We start from the raw sequence: 22,363 nt of genomic DNA, 5'->3' as shown, positions 1-22,363 counted from the left end.
ATGCTCAATGCCCACCAGCAGCAAATTTTGCGTCTGCTTATTGCCTCGCACGGCATGAGCCGCACTGCTATTGCGGAAAATATGAAGTTGAGCAAAGCCGCGATTAGCCCACTGGTCAAAGAGATGCTGAATGCCGGACTGCTGGAAGAGAGCCTGGCGGAATCCAGCGGTCAGGGTCGGCCATCGGTATTATTAAAAATGCGTGCTGACAGCGCCTATTTTCTCGGCGCTTCGCTGCTCGGCGAGTACGTCGTTTTAGTGCTGATTGATATGCATGGACTGGTGCTGGCGAGCACGCACATGCCACTCGATCCTGATCCCCAACAGCTGAGTGCGACGCTAGCGGCAGCGATTCCCGATTTGATTGCGCAGAAAGGCATTTCAGCCGATCAATTAATTGGCCTGGGCGTTACGCTCTCCGGATTTGTCGATGAAAATCAGGCAATTTGCGTACAATCAGCGCTGCTGGGCTGGAAGAATGTCCCGCTGGCCGACATGCTCAAACAGCAAACCGGCCTTGATGTCTCGCTGGAGAACGATGCCAAAGCGCTGGCCGTCAGCGAGAAGATCTTCGGCGTGGCGAAAAAAGCCCGCAACTTCACCCTGATTTCCCATGGTGACGGCATCGGTTCCGCACACTTCTTCCAGGGTCAACTGCATCGCGGCGCACACGGCGGGGCCGGTGAAATCGCCCACTGCACCATCGAACCCGGCGGACGCCCTTGCCGCTGCGGCAAACGCGGCTGCCTGGATACTCTCGCCTCGCTGACCGCGATTCGCGAGAGCATGCGCGATAAAGCACTCGAGAGCCAAACCATCGCCGAACTGGAAGCGCTGGCGGTGAAAGGCAACAGTGCCGCCATCGCCATTCTGCATCAGGCTGGTCACGCGCTGGGCCTCTCGATCGCCAACATTATTCAGATGAACGATCCCGAATTGATCGTCATCGCACATCAACCCGATGCTTTTGACGGCTTACTGAAAACCGTGGTGATGCAATCCATTGATAGCCACGTGTTGCCGTCGATCATGGGCAAAACCCCGATTTCCAGCATCGTGATCAGCGAACAGAGCTGGGCGCGCGCCGCGGCAAGCGTGGCGGCATATCGATTCATCATTCAATTACCTGACTAGCGGAGGCTGTATGCGCATTGCTTTTGGTGGCATTCATACGGAGTGCAGTACATATAACCCGGTGCTGAACTATGCCGACGACTTCCGCATCGTGCGCGGTAACGATCTTCTGACCAACCCCTACTTTGCTTTTCTGCAGGATTACGATGCCGAATTTCTGCCGACCTTCCATGCGCGCGCCATCGCTGGTGGTCCAGTGGCGCGGGTCACTTATGATGACTTCAGGCAGGATTTTCTCACCCGTCTGCAAGCACAGTTGCCGGTGGACGGCGTCTACCTCGCCATGCACGGCGCGGTGTATGTGGAAGGGATGGAAGATGCCGAAGGTGACTGGATTACTGCCACGCGCGAACTGGTCGGCCCGGATTGTCCGATCACCGTCAGTTACGATCTGCATGGCAACGTGACGCAGCGCATCATCGATGCCATTGATATGTTCTCCACCTATCGCACGGCGCCGCACATCGATGTGGAAGAAACCATGCGTCGATCCGTGTCGATGCTGGTGAAAAGCCTGCAAACCGGCGTGAAACCCGGTGTGATTTGGGCACCGATTCCGGTGGTGCTGCCCGGTGAGCGCACCAGTACCGAAGATGAACCGGCAAAAAGTTTGTATGCGCGTTTGCCGGGTATCAATGAAATCGACCACATTTGGGATGCGTCGCTGATGGTCGGCTATGTCTGGGCCGATGAACCGCGCGCCACTGCGGCGGCGATCATGACCGGTACCGACGCCGATGTGCTTTCCGAACAGGCAGCAAAACTGGCGCTGGCATACTGGCAGGCGCGCGACGAGTTTGTCTTCGGCTGCGTCACAGGCAGCACCGAAGAGTGCGTGAAAATGGCCATCGCCAGTGAAACTGCACCGGTGATTTTGGCCGACTCGGGCGATAACCCGACCGGTGGTGGCGTGGGCGATCGTGCCAATCTGCTGGCAGAGTTGATTCGCCAGGGCGCGCAGGATGTGATCGTCGCCGGAATCACCGATAAACCGGCCACTGATGCTGCTTTTGCGGCAGGCGTTGGGGCGAAACTCACTCTGACGATCGGTGCCACGCTCGATCCCGCAGGGGGGAAAGTTACCGCAGAATTTGAAGTCCTGCGGGTGAGTGATGATGCGCGTTCGCTGGCTAAACAGGCGCTGCTGAAAACCGGCGGCATTACGGTGGTGGTCGCCGATCGTCGTCGCCCTTATCACAATATCGCTGATTTTGAATTGCTGGGGCTTCATCCTGCGCAGGCAAAAATTGTGGTGGTGAAATCGGGCTATCTGTCACCGGAACTGGCACCGCTTGCCAACCCTAACCTGATGGCGCTGTCTGAAGGCGTGGTGGATCAGTACGTCGAACGTCTGGCGCGCAAACGTAAACTGCAGCCTGCCTATCCTTTCGACACTGACTTTGAATTTCTGCCGGTCAGCACCCGTTCGGCGCGATTTGTGGCGGCCAAATGAGTCGCGAGCCGGTCTTGCAGGTAGAAAACCTCACCGTTGCGTTTCGCCATGACGAGCAGTGGCGTGAGGTAGTGAAGAACGTATCGATGACCATCAACGCCAGTGAGACGCTGGCGATTGTCGGGGAGTCGGGTTCGGGCAAAAGCGTGACGTCGATGGCGATTATGCGCTTGCTGAATATGCGCCACGCGCGCGTGACCGGCAAAGTGCTGCTGAACGGCGTGGACCTGCTGAATCTGAGCGAAAAAGCGATGCGCGATATTCGTGGCAACGCCGTGGCGATGATTTTTCAGGAGCCGATGACCAGCCTCAACCCCTCTTTCACCATTGGTCACCAGATCGCTGAAGTCCTGATCAACCATCGCAACATCAGTAAGCGGGCGGCGCGGGAAGAGACGGTGAAGCTGCTGGAGAAAGTGCGCATTCCTAATGCCGCTAAACGCTTCGATGATTATCCGCATCACTTTTCCGGCGGCATGCGTCAGCGTGTGATGATTGCCATGGCGCTGGCGTTGCGGCCAAAACTGCTGATTGCCGATGAGCCGACGACCGCACTGGATGTCACCATCCAGGGGCAAATTCTCGACCTGATTAAGACATTGCAGGAAGAGGAAGGCACCGCGGTACTGTTTATCACCCACGATATGGGCGTGGTGGCGGAAGTTTCGGATCGCACGTTAGTGATGTATCAGGGTGATGTGATGGAAACTGGCACCACGGCGGACATTTTCTCGGCGCCAGCCGCGGATTATACCCGCACGCTGATCGCTACCGTGCCGCAGCTCGGCGCGATGCGTGGCATTTCGGGGCCGCAGAAGTTTGCGCTGAAAGGTGATGCGGTGGCACTGCTACCTGAGCGCCCCGCTTCGCAACAGCCGCTGCTGTCGGTGAAAAACCTCAGCACCCGGTTCAGCATCCACGAAGGTTTGTTAAGCCGCAAAACCGGCGCGGTACATGCGGTGGAAAATATCTCATTCGATTTGATGCCCGGCGAAACCTTGTCGCTGGTCGGTGAATCCGGCTGTGGAAAATCCACCACTGGTCGCTCCCTCACCCGGTTGGTGAAAGCCGATGCCGGCGAGATCGCTTTCGACGGTTATGACGTGCTAAATCTCTCCTCCAGCGAACTGCGCCAGTTACGTCGGGCGATGCAGATGATATTTCAGGATCCGTTCGCCAGCCTTAATCCGCGCATGTCGATTCTTGAAGCCCTGACCGAGCCTTATCTGCAACATCAGCTCGGCAGTAAACAGGCTGCTCGGGAAAAGGCGGCGGAGTTAATGGAACGTGTGGGTTTGTCTTCGGCGATGATGAAACGTTATCCACATGAGTTTTCCGGCGGTCAGCGCCAGCGCATCTGTATTGCCCGTGCTTTGATGCTCGACCCCAAAATGATTATTGCCGATGAATCCGTCTCTGCGCTGGATGTGACTGTCAAAGCGCAGATTATTAATCTGCTGTTGGATCTGCAGAGCAGCCTTGGCTTGTCGTATTTGTTTATATCGCACGATATGGCGGTGGTAGAGCGCATCAGCCATCGCGTGGCGGTGATGCTGTTGGGCGAGATTGTTGAAATCGGTCCACGCGCGGCTATCTTTGAGAATCCGCAACATGACTATACGCGCAAGTTATTGTCATCGGTGCCGGTGCCTGATCCAGCTCGACGTCATCTCAAGCGCCATATGGACGTTAGCGAGCTGAAAAGCCCGGTGCGCGCATTGGGGTTTGTGCCGGACACGCGACGTTATCGCGAGGTTAGTGCCGGGCATTGGGTGATGGAGAGTTAAAGCAGCCGCAGTAAACGCGCCGGGTTTCCGGCGTAAACGCCCTTCTGCGTGATGTCTTTCGTCACCACACTGCCCGCGCCGATGACCGCGCCATCGCAGATGCTGACCGCCAAAATACTCGCGCCACTGCCGATTGAGACGTTGTTACCGAGCGTGATGCGCGCCCAGCTTTCTCGATCGGCATTGGGTTGGCCATCCCGGAACATATCGTTGGCGAACATCACACCGTGACCAATAAAGCAGTTTTCGCCCACGCTAACGTATTCACAGATAAAGGTGTGCGACTGCACTTTGGTGCCTCTTCCAATCACCGTATGTGCCTGGATTTCGACAAATGGACCGATGAAGACATCGTCTTGCAGGGTGCAGCCATAAACGTTCGCAGGCTGGTAAATCGTAACGTTACTACCGATTTCAACGTTTTTGACTGCGACTTCGCGTAGGTTTGGCTGCATTTTAGCTCCATTTGTTTTGTGCCGAAGATTCTCGTCCGAGATATATTTTTAATATATGTGACTGAATCTACTTACACGTCCTAACAACAAACATGCTCGGTTTTGGAAACTGTAAAGCTAACAAGTTGAAAATTAAAAATCGAGACATATATGGCCTTAAAACAGTATTAATTCTCGTTACCGGATCCATTAACAATATGATTTATATAGAAATTATCCTAACACTTCGACCATTTAAATATTGCACATTGCTCAGCGGATGATAAAATCATCGCGAATTGTTTATCGGCTTGTCGCTAAAACTGCATAAAAGGTATAATTTCTGTCATCTATAATCGAAGAGAATTTTTTGATTGGGAGTCTGTATGTTCAAATTTGACATGCAAATAGAGCAGAATTACGCCTCATTCTTTGATGCTGAGAGCGGCAACGCTGTCTTTGTCGATTCATTTGATAATGAAGAGTTTGATGTCCGGATGGGAACGCTAAGCTACAGCGCCCATGTTGCGACCGTTCATGCACTCTCAAATGAAGAGCTCAATCGCAAACTGAGCGAGGTTGCTGCGCAGCAGTATGACCATACCGGAACAACAACTCCTGGATTTGGAAGCTGATATTAATGACATCCTCGCTGAAGACTGCGCCAGAATTCATTTTGATTTCCATGCCGCATTTGAACGATTAAACGATCCTCGTAATAAACCACCTATTTCATTACATGAGTTGGATAACGTATTTCAGACATTCATTCAAACACACCTTTCTACGATAATTGATTATGATGAAGGTACGCGGTTTGTTTTAAAGTGCAATGAAACACATTTACATTTCCCGTGTGCAATCACCCATGACAGACAAGTCGGTAAGTAATGGGTGGTACAAAATGTCATTACGGTAATGCGTAAAAAGGATTTTAAATCGCCCGATAATTTTCTTGTTATAAACTGAGTGTATAGTGGCAACACAGTGCCTTTGCACATAATTTGCAACTCAGCCAGGGAAAGACGATGACGTCACTAAATCAATATGGTCAGCCAGTGGGTTTTGCTCTGCCAGATTGGCAGCCGCTGGCCTCGCCTCATGCTATTCCGCTTTACGGTCGCTTCTGTACACTTGAACCCCTAAATATTACGCATAGCCATGCTTTGTTTGCCGCCTTCGCACTGGCGCCTGATGATCGTGACTGGACCTGGCTGGGTGCGACGAAGCCTGCCTCGCTGGCAGAGATGGAAAGTTGGGTCAGTGGAAAATGCCAGGATGGCGGGTTAGTGAGTTATGCGGTGATCGATCATCGCACTCGACAAGCGGTCGGTGCGGTATGTTTCGCCAATATTGATGGCCAGAACGGTGCGATAGAGATCGGTCATGTTACCTGGTCACCGCTGATGCAACGCAACGTGCTGGGCAGTGAAGCGATCTACTTGTTACTGAAACAGGCATTTGAGCTAAGCTACCGCCGGGTCGCCTGGCGCTGTGATTCCACTAACCTTGCTTCACGTCGGGCAGCGGAACGCCTTGGCTTCACCTATGAAGGGCGTTTTCGCCAGGCGATGACGCGCAAGCAGCGCAATCGCGATACCGACTGGCTGTCGATAATTGATGGTGAATGGCCGCAGGTGAAGCATGCGATATCGGCCTGGCTGACGGCGGATAATATGGATGATCACGGCCGGGAGCAGCAAAAGTTGAGCGTATTTTTCGCAGGTTAAATCCTATCAAGTCACCTGCCGCAGCGCAGGCGTCAGGCACAGTACTCTGGCAGATGGCAAGTCAGGATTTCCGTTGTTTCAACGTCATTTAAGGGCAGGAATGGGTCTTGCCTGCGCATTGTTGTCCTTATTTCATCAACACCTGAAACTGCGGATTAAACTCGTCAAAAATCGGTAACGCCGCGGCACCTAGCGCCGCGGTATCACTGCCGGTCATGCCGGTTTTCAGACGTGAGCCGGTGAGATAACGCCCGCGCACCGACTGATAGAGCGGCGGTAGGCGCTGAATGATTTTATCCAGCAGTGCGGCGGGCATCATGCCGCCGATGATCACGCTCTCCGCATCGAAAATGCATTCCAGCATATTGATGCCCTGACGCAATGGCGTCAGCACGGTATCAATCCAGCGATCAAATACGGCGGGATCGACTTCCAGCAGGTCGTCCGGCAACGCGGTCATCGGGTCCAGCCCACAGAATTCATAGGCCGCCTGCAGTGATACATAACGTTCGAGGCAACCGTGATTGCCGCAATAGCATTCACGTCCGCCCGGCTCCACCACCACATGCCCGATTTCTCCGGCGTTGTGCGCATGACCGCTGTAAACATGGCCATCCATGATGATGCCAGCGCCCAATCCGGTGCCGATGTAGAGATAGATAAACGAGTTAAGATGCCGCGCTACACCGTGGAACCGCTCCCCAATTGCCGCGACCGTGGCATCGTTCTCCAGCGTGATCGGCACGCCGCTCATTTCGGCCAGCCTTGCTTCGATATCGACCGACTCCCAGCCGTGCAAGGTAGTGGGACCCACCGAGGAAATCCCCTCAACGCCAAACGGACCCGGCATCACTACGCCGATCCCCAGCACTTTCTGCCAGCGGTGACCGAGTTGCGTTTTGATCTCTGCCAGAACCTCTGCAATGCGCGCTAAAGTGGCATCAGGTTCCGGTTTTTGCACCAGGATAAGGCGACGGAAGTGAATCTCACCGGTGAGATCCACTAGCACGATTAGTAAGGTTTGGTGGTCGAGATGAATGCCGATAGAGAACGCACTGGCTGGATTGAGAATCACCGGAATCGCCGGTTGCCCACGCCCCTGCTTGCGCGGTTGGCGGCTGGTAAGCAGTTCTGCACCTTCCAGTTCAGCCACGATATTAGAGACAGTTTGCGGGGTTAAGGCGGTGAGTCGCGCCAGCTCAGCCCGCGTCAATTCACCGTGCAGGCGGATCGCTTCGATGATCACACGGCGATTATGCGCGCGCGCATGCTCCAGATTGGTTCCTGATGTTTTCATCCTGCTTCCCTCTTCTCACGCCCGCGACTGCCAGCGCATCAATATCTATGATCGGCGACACAATTTACAACCTGTTTACCTGACAGCCGCAAAAATCTGTGCAGAGTAGTGAGCAGCGGCAAACGAGATTTATGCCCTGGCACGTCACTTGCTTTAGCTCATTGATGTCAGCTGCAGCAACCTGACAACCTGTGCGCGTTATTAAATCAATCAAATTGATTTAATTAAACACCCTCTTCTTGCATCAAGGCGGAAAATGTTATGAAAATCCGGTTTTCGACCACATTGAAAGGCTGTGCCATCGCGGTCATGTTAGCCAGCGCCGGTAGCGCGGCAGCCGCAACCACCCTCAATGCGCTGTTTATGACTCAGGCGGCTTACAGCGAAAATGATATTCGCGCCATGACGCAGGAGTTCCAGAAAGCGCATCCGGATGTGCAGGTGAATCTGGAGTTTGTGCCGTACGAAGCGCTGCACGACAAAATTGTCGCGGCGCGTGGCGCAGGCGGTAACGGTTATGACGTGGTGCTGTTCGATGCCATCTGGCCTGCGGAATTCACCAAATTTGATCTGCTGCAGGACGTCAGCAGCCGTATCGCCGCAGACGAAAAAGAGAAGATCTTCCCCGGCGCAATGAACACCGTGGTCTATAACGGCAAAACCCTTGGCATGCCATGGATCCTGGATACTAAATACCTCTATTACAACAAAGCGATGCTGGAGAAAGCCGGGATCACCACCCCGCCGCAAACCTGGCAACAGTTGATTGATGACTCACGCATCATCAAACAAAAGAACATCGTAAAATATCCACTGGTGTGGAGCTGGTCGCAGGCGGAAGCGCTGGTGTGTGATTACACCACGTTAGTATCTGGCTTTGGCGGCAAATTCTATAACAACGGCAAGCTCGATTTTTCTAGCCCGGCCTCATTGCAGGCGGTCAAGCTGATGAAGAGTTCGCTGGATGAAGGGCTGAGTAACCCAGCCTCACGCGAATATCTGGAAGAGGATGTGCGCAAAGCCTTCTCCAACGGCGACGCCGCGTTCGCGCTGAACTGGACCTATATGTACAACATGGCTAACGATCCGAGGCAGAGCAAAGTGGCCGGTCAGGTGGGTATCGTTCCGGCACCAGGCGATGCGCCGGGTAAATTTGGTGCGGTGAACGGTTCGATGGGGCTCGGCATCGCCAAAGGCAGCACCCACGGTGACCAGGCGTGGCAATACATCAGCTATATGACCTCGCAACCGGTACAGAACAAGTACGCCACCCTGAGCCTGCCGATCTGGAAAAGCTCTTATCAGGATCCAGCAGTACTGAAGAACCAGGAGAGCCTGATCGCGGCGGCTGACAAGTCACTGAATGTGATGCTGTCGCGTCCGGAGACCGCCGACTATTCCCGTCTCTCTAACACCTTGCAGCAGCAACTGCAGCAAGTGCTGGTGGGCAGCGCCACGCCAGACGCGGCCATGCAGACGGTTGATAAAAGTGCTGCGCGTTTACGTTAAGGGGTCAGCATGCTGAGTTTGCGTCAACGCGAACAACGGCAGGCATGGGTGCTGTTAGCACCCATGTTGCTGGTGATGTTGTTGCTCACCGCCTGGCCGCTGCTACGCACCATCTGGCTGAGTTTCACCGATGCCGCCTTAATTGGCAGCGGTGAAGCGCCAGCCTGGGTTGGCGTGGAGAACTATCTGTTCGCCATCACCGATCCCGATTTTCAATCTTCACTGTGGCGCACACTCTACTTCACCGTGGTCTCGGTAGCGTTTGAAGGGGCGATTGGCGTGCTGGTGGCGCTGCTGCTGAATCAGAAATTTGCTGGTCGCAATATTCTGCGCGTGCTGGTGATTCTGCCGTGGGCACTGCCAACCATCGTCAACGCCATGATGTGGCGCCTCAATTTCAACCCGGATTACGGCAGCATTAACGCCTTGCTCACACAACTCGGTATTATCGATGGCTATCGCAGTTGGTTGGGTTCGCCTGATTCGGCGCTCAATGCGGTGATGTTCGCCGACGTCTGGAAGAACTATCCGCTGGTGACGCTGTTGGTATTGGCTGCGCTGCAATCCATTCCTGACGATCTGTTTGAAGCGGCGCGTCTGGATGGCGCATCTGCCTGGCGACGCTTCCGTGCGATAACCTTCCCGGCGATTGTTGGCCCGCTGAGCGTGGCGCTGGTGTTGCGTACCATCGATGCCTTCAAGATTTTCGACATCATCTATGTGATGACACGCGGTGGCCCGGTTGATAGCACCAAAACGTTAAGTTTCTACGTCTATCAGGAGTCGTTCAGCTACCTGCGAGCGGGCAGCGGCGCGGCTTACGCCATGCTGATGACCCTGCTGTGCGCCGTGCTGATCACACTTTACATGTTGTTATTGTGGCGTCAGCGCCGTAAAGGGAGCGCGTATGAAGGCTAAATTACGCAGCACGGCCAAATATGCCGCCGCGTTATTGGTGGCAATTTCCGTACTTGCGCCGATGGGCTGGCTGTTTCTGATGAGCGTCAGCGCCACCAGCGATCTCACGCGTGTTCCGCTGGAATGGTTACCGCGCCAGTGGGATTTCAGCCGCTACAGCCGTTTGATTTCACTGGAACCCGGCCAGCCCGGCACGCTGTTCCTGCATGCGCTAGGAAACAGCCTGTTGGTGGCTACTGGGGCGACCATTATCTGCCTGCTGCTGGCGATTCCGGCGGCGTTCAGCTTCTCGCGCTATCGTGGTCGCGATGGCTGGCTGTTTGCCTCACTCGCCATCTATATGGTGCCGCCGGTGGCGTTTGTGCTGCCGCTCTACTTCCTGCTGCAACAGTTTGATCTGTTGAACACGCGCCCCGGTTTGATCATCGTTTACTGCTCGCTGATCCTGCCGTTCCTGACGTGGATGCTGAAGAACCAGTTCGATGCTTTACCACAGGATATTGAGCAAGCGGCGCGGCTGGATGGCTTGCGCGTCTGGCAGGTGCTGCTGCGCATTACCCTGCCACTGGCAAAACCAGTGCTGGGTGCAGCGGCGCTGTTTGGCTGGTTGCTGGCGTGGGATGAGTTTTTCTATGCGCTATTGTTCACCAGCAACATCGCGGCACAAACCTTGCCAGTGACGATTGCGGGCTTTACCGCCGGGCGCGCCACCGATGATGGTTTGATCGCAGCGGTCGGCATTCTGGCATCCGTGCCACCGCTGTTTATTGCTATCTGGCTGCAGAAAACGCTGGTGAGCGGCCTGGCCAGTGGCGGGAGCAAAGGATGAAGATGAACATGGACACTACCGCCACGCTGTATGTGGTCGGCAATATTAACGTCGATTTGATTATGGGCACCCTCGACCACTGGCCGCAGCGTGGCACCGAAGTGATGATGAATCACAGCGAATTGCGTCCCGGCGGATCGGCGGGCAACTGTGCGTTAGCACTGGAAGCAATGCAGGTGCGCCATCGTGCAGTGGCAAATCAGGGCGATGACGGCTTAAGCGCCTGGCTGGGCAGTTACTTTCCACATAGCGTCGCCTACTGGACGCGCTATCACTGTGAAACCTCACTCACCGTGGGTGTGACGCACTCCGATCACGAGCGATCCTTCCTCAGTAATCTTGGCCATATCGTGCGGCTCACCGCCGAAGATGTGCTGAATCAACTGCCGCTGCGTGCCAATGAAGGCGATATCGTGCTGCTGTGTGGCACCTTCCTGTGCCTGCATCTTTACAACGAATACCCGCTGTTACTGAGTGAGTTGCAGCAACGCGGATTTACCACCGCCGTGGATACCGGTTGGCCGCCGCAGGGTTGGACCGAAGAGGTTCGCCAGCAGATGGCGCCATGGTTGCCGCTGTGTGACTGGCTGCTGCTCAATGAAGTCGAAACGCTGGGTCTGATGGACGCGGAGGATCTCAACGTGGCCGCCACCCAACTCGCACAACGACTCAGCGGACGTGGCGGTTGCGTGGCGAAATGCGGAGCGCAGGGGGCGGGTTGCTGGCAATCACATCAGCACATCACTCAGCCCGCGAAGCCCGTCACCGTGGTGGACACCATTGGCGCAGGCGACAGCTTTAATGCCGGTTTTCTCGCTGCGCTGCTGCATCAGCAGAATATCACCACCGCGCTGCAATGGGGCATCGCGGTGGCGTCACTGGCAATCAGTACCCAGCCACGTCGCTATCCCGACTGGCATCAACTGCAACTTTCCGCACAGGAGCGCTAAATCATGGCCAGTGTTGAACTCGTAAAAGTGGCCAAGCGCTACGGCAAACAATCGGTTCTGCATCCGCTCGACCTTACCATTCCCGACGGCAGTTTTACCGTACTGGTCGGTCCGTCCGGCTGTGGTAAATCCACCTTATTGCGTCTGCTGGCGGGGCTGGAGAGCCTGTCGGATGGCGCAATCATGATGGATAAAGTAGCAATCAACGATCGCGATCCCGCCGATCGTGATATCGCTATGGTGTTTCAAAGCTATGCGCTTTATCCGCATCTGACGGTGGCAGAGAACCTCGCGTTTCATATGCAGGTGAAGAAAGTGAAGCGCGAAGAGCAGCAGAGCAAAATCGAACGCATCGCCGGGATTCTCGGCATTGATAAACTGCTCGGGCGCTATCCGCGTGCGTTATCCGGTGGGCAGCGCCAGCGTGTGGCGATGGGCCGCGCGATGGTGCGCAATCCGCAGGTGTTCTTGTTTGATGAGCCGTTGTCCAACCTCGATGCACAGCTGAGGATGGAGTTGCGTGCGGAGATCAAATCCCTGCATCAACGCTTCAAAACCACCATGGTGTATGTCACGCACGATCAGGTAGAAGCCATGACCCTGGCCGATCAGATTGTGGTAATGAAAGAAGGTCGCATTGTGCAGCAGGGTGCCCCGCTGGCGATTTATGACCGACCAGCGGACACGTTTGTGGCGCGTTTTATCGGATCACCGCCGATGAACCTGTTACCGGCGCAATTGATTACCCGCGATGGCATTCCGGGTGTGCAGTGCCAGGATCTATGGCAACCGCTACCTCTGCGCTGGCATGCGGCGGCACGCGATCGCGAAGGGGCTAAGGTGACGCTGGGCGTGCGTCCTCATGATTTACTGGAAGCCGAAACTCGCGCACAAGCTAAAGTAAAAGTGGTCGAAATCACCGGTGAATCAACGTTGTTGCACCTTGAATGGCACGGTCACGCCATGCATATGCAAATCGCCGGGCGTCATAGCGCGGTGAGTGGCGATCAGATTCGTATTGGATTTAACGCCGAGAAGATTCATCTGTTTGATGCAGAAAGCGGATTACGCCTGAGCGAAGGTTAAATAATATAAAAAAGCCACCCAAATGGGTGGCGAAATATATTGATAGAAAATGCATAACAACGATGATGGCAGGCACTCATTCCATAAGCACCGTACCCTGACTATTTTACGCAAACGGCTATTTTATTCTGTTCTCTCTGTTTAAAGATAACGTAAATCTTACTTCTTTCTTTAACAGAGAAATAACCACTACCAGGTTTTCCCGATATTAAACTGGAACTGCTCAGACTTATCGCCTTCATATTTTTTGATCGGCAAGGTATAAGAGAACACCAGCGGACCAAGCGGCGATTGCCATTGTAATGCCAGACCGCTGGAAACACGGATTTCACTCGGATCACCATAATCCGGAATGCCTGCCGCGCGCGTTGCCGCGGTATTTTCCCATTTGGTATCCCACACGGTACCGGCATCGACAAAGAACGAAGTACGCAGTGAATCCGCATAACGATCGCTGACAAACGGTGTTGGAACAATTAATTCCGCGCTCGCTACTGCCATGGCGTTGCCGCCCACTGCGTCATCTGATTTAGATACTGCGCAATTACCGTAGCTGCTTTCACTGCCAGCACAGCTGTAATAGGCCGCTTTCGGACCGATGGTATTGGATGAGAAACCACGTACTGAGCTGGATCCACCGGCATAGAAGTTGTCATAGAACGGCACTTCTTTACCACCAAATCCATCCGCATAGCCGGCTTTAGTGCGGCCCATCAGCACCCAACGATGGTCATTACTCAGCGGTAAGTAAGCGTTGGCACTCAGCGTACTTTTGTAATAGCTGTTGGTCGATCCCGGGATCGTCACTTTGGTGTTGAAACCCGCTGAAACCCCCGAGGTCGGCAAGAAACCACGATCTAATGAGTTGTAGTTCCAGCCGATGTTCCAGAAGAAGTCATTAGCGACAAACTTCTCATCGCTGGTGGCGTAATCGTCATCATCATCTTCATTAGTGGTGATGACTTTCGGATGGATGCCCTGCGATCCCAGATAGCGCCACATCGAGACCTGCGGTGCCATATTACTGACGCGGTTGTAGGTGTAATCCAGCCCAGAACTCAGATTACTGTTTTCGCTGATCGGGAAGCTTAACGTACTGCTGGCACCAAAACTCTTCAGCGTGTATTCAGACAGGTCATTATCTTCGGCGCTGTAATCGTTGTAGAACAGTTTACCGCCAAGACTCACGCCATCCACGGTGAAGTACGGATTGGTGGCAGCAATCTCAACATAGGTTTGATAACTGTTTTTAGTGCCGCTAAAACTCACGGTATTACCGGTACCCATCCAGTTATCCTGGCTGACGCCAAGCTGGTAACTGATGCCGCTGTCGGTGCCGTACCCAAGACCCACGTTGAAAGTGCCGGTGTTACGCTCTTTCACCTTATACACCACATCGACCTGATCAGGGCTGCCGGGCACACGCTGGGTATCAACATCGACGCTTTCGAAATAGCCGGTACGATTGAGACGGGCCTTACCTTGATCAACCGCATCGCTGGCTAACCACGACCCTTCCATCTGGCGCATTTCGCGACGTAACACCGAATCCTTCGAGGTGTCATTGCCGCTGAACTTCACCTGACGCACGTAGAAACGATGCCCTGCTTCAACATTCACATGCAGTTTAACGGTTTTGTCTGCATCGTTAATTTCAGGCTGAGAACTAACTTGCGGGAAAGCATAGCCGTAGCGACCGAGCAGCGCTTTGATCGCGCCTTCGTTATCAGTAATTTTGGCACCGCTGTATAAAGCCCCTGGCGGTATATGGGCCAGTTTCTCAATTTCGGCGGAATGTCCCGCCATATCGCCGTTCAGGATAACATCGGAAATATGGTAAACATCGCCTTCATGAATATTGACTGTCAGATAAATACTTTTCTTATCGGGTGTTAAACTCACTTGCGTTGAATCAATATTAAAACGTGCAAAACCGCGATCGAGATAATAGCTACGCAGTGTTTCTAAATCGCCGGACAGTTTTTGTTTCTGATATTTCTGATCGGCAATAAAATTCCACCACGGCACATCATCACGCAATTGGAAGTGCGAGATGAGTTCATCAGACGAGAAGGCGTGATTGCCGACAATATTGATCTGCTGAATCTTCGCGGATACACCTTCGGTAAACACGAACTTCAGATCGACACGATTGCGTGGCAACGGCGTGACCACAGCTTTGACGCTGGCAGTGTATTTACCCGCGCTGTAGTAGAAATCTTCCAGTCCTTTTTCGATGTCTGATAGCGTGGTGCGATCCAGCGCTTCACCGACTCGCACACCGGTAGCATCGAGATTTTGCTTCAGCTGATCTTCTTTGATCGCCTTGTTGCCGGAGAAGGAAATGCTGGCAATGGCCGGACGTTCTTTCACACGAATGAGCAGCGCGTCACCATCGCGCAGCACTTGCACATCTTCGAAGTTGCCAGTGGCAAATAGCGCACGAATGGTGTTGCGAATATCGTCATCCGAGACGCGATCGCCCACGCGTACCGGCATGCTCAGCATTGCCGCACCCGGTGCGACACGCTGCAAGCCGTCAAAGTGAATATCCCTGAGGGTGAAATCGTCTGCACCAAAGGCTGTGGTGGTTACCATGAAAAGTAACCCGGTTAACATCTTTTTCATCTGCTATGAGCCTGCCGTTTTTCCATTCAACGCATTTCTGCCGCACCACAAAAAAACGGGCTGAACACGCGGTTCAGCCCGTTAGTTGCGGCGATATGTTCCGGAAAAAAGACCACTGCGCCAAAGTTAAATTCAGCGCAATCAACGGATTTTCGCTTACCTTACAGTAAGCTGAAAAGCCGCTGCAGAAATCACAGCATAAGGATTACCCTTCCGCCGTCACCGGCTGGAAAGTGCGACGGTTCAGACTGGTCAAAATCACCAGCGTCACCATCATTAACAGCTCCACGCCCAGGGTGCCGGAGATGGCCGCCAGGTGATTACCATGCACGTTAATCTGAGTGAAAACGCCTCCGAGCAGCATCGGACCCAAACCGAGTGCCGATTGCTGTACGGTGGATAACACCGCACTGCCCGCGCCCGCCTGATGATGCGGTACACCGCTCATGCCAATGCGATAGAAAGTGCTGACGATAAACGACTGGCCAAAGCCAATCAGGATGGTGGCGGGCATCAGGGTAAAGACGCCAACATCAGGCCAGGCAAACTGGAAGGTGGCAATCAGGGCGATCAGGCCGACCATCTGGATGCCGCAACCGGTCAGTAACGTGGTGCGTTTACCAAAGCGTTCCACCATGCGTGTTGAACGCATCGCGCCGATAAAGTAGGCAGCGCCCAGTGCGATAAACGCGTTTCCCGACTGAAATGCAGTTAAGCCAATGCCTGACTGCAGCGTCAGCGCTACCGCGAACATAAAGCCGCTCCAGCAGGAGAAGAACAGCACCGCCAGGGTCAACCCAAAGCGAACGCTTGGCAGACGCAGCAGCGAGGGTGGCAGCAACGGTGAACCGCCTTCTGCTTCCAGACGCAGCGAACTTTGACGCAGACGGTGCAATAACACCGGGAACAGCACCAGCAGCAGAATGCACGGCCATGACCAGTGCAGCAGCGGACCGAGCGCCAGCGCCAGCATTAAACAGCCAATCGCGCCCGCTAACAGCAAGGTTCCGCTGACATCGACCGGCACGCGCTGATTGTTGTGCGTTTCAGGCACAAAGCGTTGCGCGGTGATCAGCACGAACAGGCAAATCGGCAAATTGATCAGGAACACACTGCGCCAGCCATATCCACCGATATCCGCTTTAATCAGGAATCCACCTAATACCTGACCAATGATAAACGCCAGTCCGCCAATGCCACCGTAAAGACCGATGGCGCGCGCATGCTCCCTGCCCTTCATGGTGACATGCATGGTGGCGAGGATTTGCGGCACGATGAAAGCTGCGCCGACACCCTGCAGTGCGCGGGCAAACATCAACAGACCGACGCTGTTGGCGATGCCGCATAATAAAGATGCAATACCGAAGATCCATACTCCCGCCAGGAATATCCGACGACGTCCGTAGTTATCCCCCAGGCGTCCGCCCATCGCCAGGCAGATGGCGAAAGCAATGCCGTACACGGCGACAATCAGCGCCAGCTCAATCGATGTGGCGCGCAACGTATGCGCCATGGCATCCAGCGCCACATTGACAATGGAAAAATCGATCATGGGCAGCAGTTGCCCTGCCAGCAGGACCACCAGTCCCGCGCGTTGAAGTTGCGATGTTTGCATCGGTTTTAACCTTGTTTTTAAGTGCAGTACGGCATAGCATCACCTAACTATTAAACGGGTACCAGTTCTTGTTTATCATGGTATAAATACTACCCGTCTCGTTTGGAGATCTGCTCATGAGCACGGCTACTGCCCCCGTCACGGCTGAATACAACAATCGAAAACTGCTGGGCACTTTTTTACGCACCCGCCGTGAAAGTCTCGATCCTAACCGTCTGGGCTTGCCGCATATGCGTCAGCGTCGCACCCCAGGTTTAAGACGTGAGGAAGTGGCGCAGTTAGCGGATGTGGGCGTGACCTGGTATACGTGGCTGGAACAGGGTCGCGATATCAAAGCCTCGCCGAAAACCCTGACGGCCATTGCCACGGCATTGCAGTGCAACGATGTCGAGACGCAGCATCTGTTTTCCCTTGCCGGACACTCGTTGCCATCGGTGCGGGTGGCCGCTGCCTGCTGCAAAATCGCAGCACATAATCAGCAGATGCTGGACGCGATCCAGTTACCGGCGATTATCGAAACACCGCGTTTCGATATTCTTGGCTATAACGCCGCCTGGTGTGCATTGATGGGCGTGGATCTTGCGGAGATCGCCGTGGAGGACCGCAACTGCATCTGGCTGGCGTTTAATCATCCCGGCTGGCGCAAAGCGATTAATGACTGGGAAGACGTGATGCCGCAGATGGTGGCGATGTTTCGTGGACAGATGGGCGAACACCTTGGCGATCCACACTGGGAGAGTTTTCTCGCTCGTTTGCTGAATAGCTCGGATGAATTTGCCCAAACCTGGCAACGCTACGAACTGGGCAAGGTGGAAAATCGGCTGAAGCGTTTTTACCGCGAGGAAGTCGGTGAAATGACGCTGCGCCAGAATAACTGGTGGTCTGCTTCACGCAACGGCGACCGCCTGCTGGTGTATGTACCGGATGATGAGCAGAGTGTGGCGTCACTGCAGCGATTGATGAAGTCGTAAAATTGACCACCTGCGCCGCAATGCTCGAGGTCTGGTGATGCAAACGGCTTGAGCGGGCTTCAGGCCGCTGCAGCCGCTTAACCTCATCACTACGCCTTGGATTCGACTTTACCAGCGCTTTTCCGCAAACCAGGCCACCAGCCATTCGGTCAGGGCACTGATCTTCGCCGACTGAAGTTGGCTGGAAGGTTTCATCAGCCAGACGCCATCTTCCCCAACCGCCTGCCAGTCAGATAGCACCGGCACCAGCGATCCTTCGGCCAGCTCCTTTTGCACCAGCCAGTTGGCCGCCAGCAATACGCCCATGCCTGCCTGCGCGGCCAGCACCAGAGCATCCATTTCATCGCTTTCAAAACGCGTTTGCACCGGCACCGCGATTTGATGACCGTCTTTCTCCAGTCGCCATTCCGGCCAGCTGTGCATCGGGGTAAAGCCCAGACAATCATGTTGGCGGAGATCCTGAGGTTGGTTTAGCGCAGGATGACGTTCCAGATAATCTGGCGCCACGCACAGCATTCGGCTGGTATCCGCCAGCTTACGCGCTATCAGGCGGTTATCCGTGAGCACGCCGATGCGGATCGCCATATCAAAATTATCCCCCAGCAAATCGACGTAGCGGTCGCTGCAATTCAGTACGATACGAATATCAGGATATGCCTGCAAAAAACCCGGCAACGCCTGCACCACCCAACTGCGACCAAAAGAAGCTGGCACGGTTAAGCGAATAGTGCCCGCTGGACGCGCCGCCAGGGCCCGCGCTTCTTCTTCCGCTTCCCGCAATAGCTCATCGGCAAGTTCGATCTTCTGCCGATAGCGCTGTCCTTCTTCCGTGGGACGGATACGACGCGTGGTGCGCTCGATCAGGCGAATGCCCAGCCGTTTTTCTAACGCAGCGATGCGGCGCGAGACCACTGAAACATCGCGTCCAAGCGCACGCGCGCCGGCACTGAAACTGCCTGCGCGCACCACCGCTAAAAATGCTTCGCGTTGGCGGAAATCGTCATCCTGCATTATTGCTCCCGGTGCAACAGTCATTTGGTTTTGACATCGATTATAGCGCCTGTTTTCGCGCCACACTGACTGTACTTTGAAAACAGGAGAATTTTATGCGAGCTATCCAATTAACTGCGCCCAACATTGATGCCCTGAATATCACTGAACTGCCGCGCCCACAGCCGGGCCATGGCGAGGTATTGATTCGCCAGTATGCGGTAAGCCTCAACTATCTCGATTTGGCGCTGGCAACCGGTCAGTTTGGTGCCATCGCGCAGCCGATCATTCCGGGGGCTGACAGTGCGGGTGAGATTGTTGAATTAGGGTCGGGGGTAAGCGGCTGGCAAATCGGCGAGCGCGTCGTGCCGGGTATGATGCAAAACTGGCATGCAGGTTTGATTCGCGCTGAACATCATCATGCCTTGCGTGGCGTGACTGGCAATGGCGGGCTAGCGGAGTTTGCCGTTGTTCCGGCGGCTTCTTTAGTGCGCATCCCTGATTATCTCAGTTGGCAGCAGGCCGCCACGCTGCCGATCGCTGCGACGACGGCCTGGAACGCCATCGTGCGCGGTAAGGTTCAGCCTGGTAGCACCGTGCTGTTGCTTGGGACCGGTGGCGTAAGTCTGTTTGCGTTGCAATATGCTAAAGCGGCGGGCGCGCGGGTGATTATGCTCTCCTCTTCCGATGAAAAACTGGCGAAGGTGAAAGCACTGGGTGCCGATGAAGGCATTAATTACCGTGATGAACCGGACTGGGATAAACAGGTGCTGGAACTGACGCACGGTCAGGGTGCGGACCTGGTGCTGGAATCCGTGGGTGCGGCGACTTTTGCTAAATCGATCAATGCGGCGGCCTATAACGGGACGATCTTTGTGATTGGGTTTGTAGGCGGTGCGGAGTTGACTGTGCCAGTACTGCCAATAATGCAGAAGATGTTGAATATTGTCGGGAATAATACGGGCTCAACGGCGGATCTGCGCTCGGCAGTGAGAGCGATGGAGACTGCAGGGATTGTGCCGGAGGTTGACCGGGTGTTCGGTTTTGCGGACACGCAGCAGGCTTATCGATACCTGCAATCTGCTGGGCATGTGGGGAAAGTGGTGATTGATTTAAGCGTTTGAATGCTGGGTCGTTTAAGGGTGATAACAGGATCAATTTCCTTGTCGATGCTGACTTCGGCTTTTAGACGACCTTCCCCTTTTACACCTCAATCGTCACAATCACATGACCCGTCCTGGTCAAAGTTTCTGTAGTCTTCGACATGCGCTGTTTCACACTTCTTTCGATTCGGAGAATATGCCTAAAAGCTGAGGTTGAAACATCGATGGTATTGTTGCGGGATGAAACAGATGACGAGAGATATCTACTCTCTTAGAGTAAGTTAAGAACTTAACGAAAGAAGCATTAACCACTCATACAATGTTCTGGCTCATTTAGAAAAAATTTAAGGGAGTAATTTAATGAACAATGGAAAGTATGTATTAGGTATTTCTGGCAGTCTTCGTGCTGCATCGTTGAACACTGTTTTTTTACAGGCCATGTCTCTGCTTAGTCCAGTGGGAGTCACGTTTGAGATATATGACTCTCTGGATAAAATCCCTCTTTTTAATGTTGATGATGAAAATACACAGAATTCAGCAGTTGAGCACTGGAGAGATGCATTATCCAGGGCGGACATGGTGTAATTGGTCAGCCCGGAATATGCACACGGTGTCACCGGAGTCATAAAAAACGCCCTTGACTGGATTGTTAGCAGTGGCGAATTTCTTGATAAGCCTGTCTCAATGCCTAACCTGTCTGTCAGGGCTCATCTGGCACATCCACAACTCACAGAGACATTGAAGGTTATGGGCGCGTTACTGCCAGAAGCATGTTGCCCGAGGGCAACACTTGAAGCACCTTATGTGTTTTCCGATGCTACCGAGTTTTCATTGATTGAAAATGCTGGAATTTGCTTAAGATTAAATGAGTTATGGGAAAATATCGAAATGGTAATGGCACAATAAATAAAATGACTTAAATCTGCCTTTAACATCCTGTTCTAAGACCATACCATCATCAACCCTCAATATTCCGCCCTTTCACATAGCGCCAGAAGCGTTCCGCCGTGAGATTTAAGCGTGCACCTGAGCGATAAACATAAGCCGAAATCTTCAGCGAAAGGCTGTGATCCATAATCGCCAGCCTTCTCTCCTCCAATTCACGCTGAATCGAGTAGTCCGGCAACCAGCCAACGGCATCGCCTTTCAGGATCATTCTCTTCAGCAACTCGCTCATCGATGAAACGAAGGTCAGAATGAAGGTGGTATTGGGTATGCGATCAATAACCTGATTGACCTGACGCCCCATATAACTGTCATTGGCATACTTGACCAGCGGCAGTGTGTCGCCATTGATGGAGAAAATCGGCTTACCGTTCTGGTCACAGGGTGAAACCAGGTGCAGCGCGGAATCGAAAATTTTGTGATTGATAAACGGATAATTCATCAGCTCTTCATTATAAAAGGACAGGATGAAATCACTTTTCCCCTCTTTCAGGTTAAATACGGCATCGTTGACGTTAATCGATTCAACAAAGAAAACTTTATCAGGGCTGTCACGGTAATCCGCCAGTATATCGGGCAGCAGCAGGACGGAAAGCGAAGGCGCCGCATCGATACGGATACTTTGCTTTAGCTTATCTTCACCCTTAATTCGGCTGATCTGGAAGTCCATATCGTCGAGCATGTTCCTGGCATAGCCGACAAATATCCTGCCCTGCGGCGTCAACTGTGGCGGGTTCACTTCACGATTAAATACGCTGAAACCCAGGTTCGATTCGAGTGCCTGAATCCTTCTGCTGAACGAGGATTGCGAAATATTTCGCCTCTCTGCCGCAAGCGTAAAGCTGCGGCATTCTTCTAATGCAATTACATCATAGAACCACTTCACTTCGAGGTTACTTAGCACGTCTTTGCTCCAATTGCAGCCCCCAATTCTATGCATTTTTTACATGACAAATGATTTATATGCAATTTCTGCATCAAAAA

At 53.6% G+C, this 22,363-nt stretch carries 18 protein-coding genes and 1 pseudogene; 13 read left to right on the top strand and 6 right to left on the bottom strand.

The features are described 5' to 3' along the window. The 3 genes from AC1MDE_RS17560 to AC1MDE_RS17550 are packed head-to-tail and all read left to right on the top strand — an operon-like array spanning position 1 to position 4,374. Positions 1-1,134 (top strand): ROK family protein, encoded by a 1,134-nt coding sequence (locus AC1MDE_RS17560; RefSeq protein ID WP_479400318.1) that lies wholly within the window; start codon positions 1-3, stop codon positions 1,132-1,134. Between the two features lie 10 nt (positions 1,135-1,144). Continuing rightward, positions 1,145-2,587: a M81 family metallopeptidase gene (locus AC1MDE_RS17555; RefSeq protein WP_480344899.1), complete on the top strand. Its 1,443-nt coding sequence runs from the start codon at positions 1,145-1,147 to the stop codon at positions 2,585-2,587. Continuing rightward, the gene (locus AC1MDE_RS17550; RefSeq protein WP_480344898.1) at positions 2,584-4,374 is read left to right on the top strand and encodes an ABC transporter ATP-binding protein; all 1,791 of its coding nucleotides are present in this window, start codon (positions 2,584-2,586) and stop codon (positions 4,372-4,374) included. Before AC1MDE_RS17555 ends, AC1MDE_RS17550 begins: the two co-directional genes overlap by 4 nt. Here the strand turns inward: AC1MDE_RS17550 and AC1MDE_RS17545 are convergent. Next, complete coding sequence (locus tag AC1MDE_RS17545; protein ID WP_479400323.1) at positions 4,371-4,829, bottom strand: acyltransferase; 459 nt, start codon at positions 4,827-4,829, stop codon at positions 4,371-4,373. The genes AC1MDE_RS17550 and AC1MDE_RS17545 overlap by 4 nt on opposite strands. 365 nt (positions 4,830-5,194) lie before the next feature. Between AC1MDE_RS17545 and AC1MDE_RS17540 the strand changes: the two genes are divergently transcribed. Both AC1MDE_RS17540 and AC1MDE_RS17535 read left to right on the top strand, forming a co-directional pair. After that, entirely contained in the window at positions 5,195-5,443 is a 249-nt protein-coding gene (locus tag AC1MDE_RS17540) for a hypothetical protein (protein WP_479403238.1), read from the top strand. Positions 5,444-5,836: 393 nt separating this feature from the next. Further along, entirely contained in the window at positions 5,837-6,538 is a 702-nt protein-coding gene (locus tag AC1MDE_RS17535; protein ID WP_479403239.1) for a GNAT family N-acetyltransferase, read from the top strand. Positions 6,539-6,665: 127 nt separating this feature from the next. On the opposite strand, the gene AC1MDE_RS17530 is transcribed toward AC1MDE_RS17535, so the two are convergent. Further along, positions 6,666-7,835, bottom strand: coding sequence for an ROK family transcriptional regulator (locus tag AC1MDE_RS17530; RefSeq protein ID WP_058961651.1), 1,170 nt, complete (start codon positions 7,833-7,835; stop codon positions 6,666-6,668). A gap of 261 nt (positions 7,836-8,096) precedes the next feature. Here AC1MDE_RS17530 and AC1MDE_RS17525 point away from each other — a divergent pair, with 261 nt between their 5' ends. Genes AC1MDE_RS17525 through AC1MDE_RS17505 form a run of 5 tightly spaced genes read left to right on the top strand, consistent with a single transcriptional unit; the run spans position 8,097 to position 13,127 of the window. Beyond that, positions 8,097-9,344, top strand: a complete 1,248-nt coding sequence (locus AC1MDE_RS17525) for an extracellular solute-binding protein (RefSeq protein WP_480344897.1) — start codon at positions 8,097-8,099, stop codon at positions 9,342-9,344. Between the two features lie 9 nt (positions 9,345-9,353). Continuing rightward, entirely contained in the window at positions 9,354-10,262 is a 909-nt protein-coding gene (locus AC1MDE_RS17520) for a carbohydrate ABC transporter permease (protein ID WP_479403240.1), read from the top strand. Continuing rightward, positions 10,252-11,091, top strand: coding sequence for a carbohydrate ABC transporter permease (locus tag AC1MDE_RS17515; RefSeq protein ID WP_034828950.1), 840 nt, complete (start codon positions 10,252-10,254; stop codon positions 11,089-11,091). The genes AC1MDE_RS17520 and AC1MDE_RS17515 overlap by 11 nt, the downstream gene beginning before the upstream one ends. A 2-nt stretch (positions 11,092-11,093) precedes the next feature. Further along, positions 11,094-12,041, top strand: a complete 948-nt coding sequence (locus AC1MDE_RS17510) for a carbohydrate kinase family protein (RefSeq protein WP_479403311.1) — start codon at positions 11,094-11,096, stop codon at positions 12,039-12,041. A gap of 3 nt (positions 12,042-12,044) precedes the next feature. Then, on the top strand, positions 12,045-13,127 hold the full coding sequence (locus AC1MDE_RS17505; protein WP_097118769.1) for an ABC transporter ATP-binding protein: 1,083 nt from the start codon (positions 12,045-12,047) through the stop codon (positions 13,125-13,127). A gap of 189 nt (positions 13,128-13,316) precedes the next feature. Here the strand turns inward: AC1MDE_RS17505 and bamA are convergent, their stop codons facing one another. Together bamA and AC1MDE_RS17495 are read right to left on the bottom strand one after the other, a co-directional pair. Next, a complete protein-coding gene (bamA, locus tag AC1MDE_RS17500; protein ID WP_480344896.1) occupies positions 13,317-15,755 on the bottom strand; it encodes an outer membrane protein assembly factor BamA in 2,439 nt (812 codons plus the stop codon). 205 nt (positions 15,756-15,960) lie between these two features. Then, positions 15,961-17,370, bottom strand: a complete 1,410-nt coding sequence (locus AC1MDE_RS17495; RefSeq protein ID WP_479401844.1) for an MFS transporter — start codon at positions 17,368-17,370, stop codon at positions 15,961-15,963. A 116-nt stretch (positions 17,371-17,486) separates the two neighbouring features. Here AC1MDE_RS17495 and AC1MDE_RS17490 point away from each other — a divergent pair, with 116 nt between their 5' ends. Continuing rightward, the gene (locus tag AC1MDE_RS17490; RefSeq protein ID WP_480344895.1) at positions 17,487-18,341 is read left to right on the top strand and encodes a helix-turn-helix transcriptional regulator; all 855 of its coding nucleotides are present in this window, start codon (positions 17,487-17,489) and stop codon (positions 18,339-18,341) included. Positions 18,342-18,449: 108 nt separating this feature from the next. Here AC1MDE_RS17490 and AC1MDE_RS17485 read toward each other — a convergent pair whose 3' ends face one another. Next, positions 18,450-19,352 carry a LysR family transcriptional regulator gene (locus AC1MDE_RS17485; protein WP_479400331.1) on the bottom strand — a complete coding sequence of 301 codons (903 nt, stop codon included), beginning with the start codon at positions 19,350-19,352 and terminating at the stop codon, positions 18,450-18,452. Between the two features lie 95 nt (positions 19,353-19,447). Here AC1MDE_RS17485 and AC1MDE_RS17480 point away from each other — a divergent pair, with 95 nt between their 5' ends. Continuing rightward, complete coding sequence (locus tag AC1MDE_RS17480) at positions 19,448-20,455, top strand: zinc-dependent alcohol dehydrogenase family protein (RefSeq protein WP_479400332.1); 1,008 nt, start codon at positions 19,448-19,450, stop codon at positions 20,453-20,455. A 339-nt stretch (positions 20,456-20,794) separates the two neighbouring features. Then, positions 20,795-21,340, top strand: a pseudogene (locus AC1MDE_RS17475) (NADPH-dependent FMN reductase). Positions 21,341-21,392: 52 nt separating this feature from the next. On the opposite strand, the gene AC1MDE_RS17470 reads toward AC1MDE_RS17475, so the two are convergent. Continuing rightward, on the bottom strand, positions 21,393-22,283 hold the full coding sequence (locus AC1MDE_RS17470) for a LysR family transcriptional regulator (RefSeq protein ID WP_058961642.1): 891 nt from the start codon (positions 22,281-22,283) through the stop codon (positions 21,393-21,395). Between the last annotated feature and the right edge of the window lie 80 nt (positions 22,284-22,363).

It is taken from the genome of Pantoea folii (assembly GCF_056678875.1).
This window is presented reverse-complemented; position numbering and strand designations above follow the sequence as displayed.